This window comes from Arthrobacter sp. Hiyo1, from assembly GCF_001263615.2.
Classification (GTDB): Bacteria; Actinomycetota; Actinomycetes; order Actinomycetales; family Micrococcaceae; genus Arthrobacter.
Genome location: NZ_DF952469.1, coordinates 513,431 through 516,696 on the forward strand (window position 1 = coordinate 513,431; position 3,266 = coordinate 516,696).

The following is a 3,266-nucleotide window of genomic DNA, read 5'->3' on the forward strand; positions in this document are numbered from 1 at the left end:
TGCAGGAGGACGCCCACGTCGGAGAACCCGTCGATCTCGGTCAGGATGTCGCCGTCCTGGCGGACGGCCACGGTGCCGGTGCCGGTCCCGTCAGAAATGCGGAGGGTGAGGAGTCTCATTTGTTGCGTCCTTCGATGTACGTGCGGTTGAAATTCAGTCGTTCGAAAATGGGGGCGTCGCTGAAGCGGAACAGATCGAACTCACTCTCGGCGTGGAGCGACCATTCCTGCCAGGACGGCACGACAAAGAGGTCGCCCTTTTCCAGGACCTTGGACTCCCCGTTCAGCACCACGGTGCCGCGTCCTTCGAAGACCTGCCAGACACTGGAACCGACTTCGCGCACGGCCTCGGTGGAAGCGCCGGCCCGCAGGCGGTGGAATTCGGCGCGGATGGTGGGCATGACGTCCCCGCCGGTGGTCGGGTTGGTGTAACGCACGGCGGCGTGGCCCTGGGACACCGTGGCCGGGTGGCCCTCGTCCTCGAGAAGCAATTGTTCGCGCAGGGCGCGTCGGTGTGTTCCCAACGGTAGGCCGCGATCGGGGAATTCACCGTGTCCTGCAGCCCGGAAAGGGGACGGAGGCCCGGGTGGGCCCAGAGCCGCTCGGATCGCGAAACGTCCGGGGTGGCCTCGTCAGTGACACGTTCGGTGCCGAATTCGAAGAACCCGGCGTCCGCGTAGTGCACGAACGGGATGTCCAATCCGTCGATCCACGCCATCGGCTGGTCCGTGTCGTTGTGGTGGCCATGGAAGTTCCAGCCCGGCGTCAGCAGGAAGTCCCCGCGGCGCATCGCCACCGGATCCCCGTTGACGACCGTCCAGACGCCCTCACCTTCGACGACGAAGCGGAACGCGTTCTGCGAGTGGCGGTGCTCCGGAGCTGTTTCGTGCGCGCCCAGATACTGGATGGCAGCCCACAGGGTGGGTGTGGCATACGGAGTACCGGCGAGGCCCGGGTTTGCCAGGGCGATGGCACGGCGTTCCCCGCCACGGCCAACAGGCACCAGGTCTCCGGCACGGGCCGCCAATGGGTACAAATCGTTCCAGCGCCACACGTAAGGCACGGCCTTCGGGGACGGCACCATCGGCATCAGGTCCGCGATCTCGGTCCAGAGCGGAATCAGGTTCCCGGCCTCGAAATCCTGATACAGCTGCTCCAGCTGGGCGGCTTCCTCGGGAGTCGGTTCCGGAACAGCGTTCTCGGCGGCAACTGATTCGTGGGTTGTGCTATCGGCGCTGATGGACACAGAGGCCTCCTCGGGGGTACGGGACAGTTTTGGCGTACTCCAGACCCTAGGGAAGCCCCCAAGTGATCTCCAGCATATTCTGCTAGACAGAATCTTCTGGCCCACCTGACGGGCCCGCAGACCCAACTGACTAGCAATAGATGTCGTTATGGGCCCTCAAAACGACATCAACTGCGAGTCAGTTGGGTGGGTCACGGCATGGGTGGGTTAAGGCTTGGGTGGGTCACGGCTTGGGTGGGTCACGGCTGGGACTCGGCCGGATTGGCCGCGATATCGATCTCCAATTGGCGCTGGGTTTCCCGCATGATACCCACAAGACCAGCATCGAAGAGCCTGCGGAACCGTGCCACGGGAGTAGCTACGCTCAGCGCGCCCACGGCGACGCCCCGCCCGTTGTGGAGAGCCACCCCCAAGGCGCTGATCCCTTCCTCGGTGCCTTCGAAATTCGCCGCGAATCCGTTGCTCCGGATCGTCTCAAGCTCGCGCAGGAAAGCCGGATATTCGGCGTCGGGAATGTTGTCGCCGCCGATCTCCGCATTGTGGCTGCGGAACAATTGCTCGATCATGGCGGGCTCCAGCTCTGCCAACAGCGCCTTGCCGCCCGAGGCTTTGTTCGCGGGCAGGACGGTTCCCTGCCTGTCGCCGACCCGCAGGGCGTTGGTCCCCTCCACCGTGGCCAGGAACCTCACCTTGGTTCCCACGCGAACCATGAGATTGACGGTCTCATTGATCCGCCCACTCAGGAGTTCCATGTGCGGCTGCGCCACCGTGCGAAGCAGCCGGCTCCAACTGAGTCCTGCCGGTCCAACCCCCATGGCCGGCCCGGGCACGTAGCGGCGGGTCTCGTCCTGGACCGCGAACCCCCGGTAGACCAGCATGGCCAACAGCCGGTGGGCTGTGGAGGGAGCAACACCCAGCTCCGCGGCGGCGTCCTTGAGGCGCAGGCTGCCGCCGTCGCGCAGGAGCTGAAGGAGATGCAGGGCGTTGTCCACGGCTTCAATGGAATAGGCCGGTTTTTTGCGGGCTGGAAGATTCTGCACGACAGAATTCTATTGGGCTGCATAACCAAACGGCCACACAGTGGTGGGATGAATCACACACCATCCGCTGCAGCGCCGGAGCGGACCCAAGACGGCGTTCACCACCTCCCCAGGGCCTCCGCCCGGTTCTCCAAGCGTTCCGCCGCCGCTGTCCTGGTCTGCTGGTTGCTGGTGGTTTTCGACGGCTACGACCTCATCGTCTACGGCACCGTCCAGAGCGCCCTCATCACCGACACCGGCTGGGGGCTCACGGAAGCCACCGCCGGCACGGTCGGCTCGATGGCGTTCCTCGGCATGATGATCGGAGCCATCTTCGCCGGGAGGATGTCGGACAGCTGGGGGCGCCGCCGGACCATCATCGCCTGCGCCGCACTGTTTTCACTCTTCACCATCTTGTGTGCGTTCTCCCCGAACGCGTTCGTCTTCGGGGGTCTGCGCTTGCTGGCGGGCATCGGCCTGGGCGGACTTGTTCCCTCAGCCAATGCCTTGGTCGCGGAACTGGTCCCCGCCAAATGGCGGTCCACCATCGCCACGCTGATGATGTCCGGAGTGCCGATCGGCGGCTCGATCGCCGCGGTGGCCGGCATTCCGCTCATTCCCGCTTTCGGCTGGCCGGTCATGTTCCTGGTGGCCGCCGTGGCGCTCCTCGTGGTGGTTCCGCTGGGCATGCGCTTCCTCCCGGAGACGCTCCCAGCGACACTCGAAGAACCCCTCCCGGCCGCCAAGAACGCGAACCAAACAGGCGGCTTCAAGTCCCTACTCCGTGCCCCGTACCTCGGCATGAGTCTCCTGTTCGCGGTCTCCACCCTCGTCACGCTCTTTGCTTGGTACGGCCTGGGCACCTGGCTGCCGAACCTGATGCAACTGGCCGGCTACAACCTCGGGTCAGCCCTGACCTTCGCGCTGGCACTCAACCTCGGTGCCGTCGTCGGCTCGGTGGCCACTGCGTGGGCGGGAACCCGCTTCGGTCCGATCCCGACG

At 65.2% G+C, this 3,266-nt stretch carries 2 protein-coding genes and 1 pseudogene; 1 reads left to right on the top strand and 2 read right to left on the bottom strand.

Going from position 1 to position 3,266, the window contains the following annotated elements:
- Positions 1-115: 115 nt before the first annotated feature.
- A pseudogene (locus AHiyo1_RS06740) lies at positions 116-1,245 on the bottom strand (cupin domain-containing protein).
- Positions 1,246-1,484: 239 nt separating this feature from the next.
- Entirely contained in the window at positions 1,485-2,285 is an 801-nt protein-coding gene (locus AHiyo1_RS06745) for an IclR family transcriptional regulator (protein ID WP_059388029.1), read from the bottom strand.
- 48 nt (positions 2,286-2,333) lie between these two features.
- Between AHiyo1_RS06745 and AHiyo1_RS06750 the strand changes: the two genes are divergently transcribed.
- The coding region (locus tag AHiyo1_RS06750) for an MFS transporter (RefSeq protein ID WP_059388030.1) at positions 2,334-3,266 on the top strand (933 nt) is incomplete at its 3' end.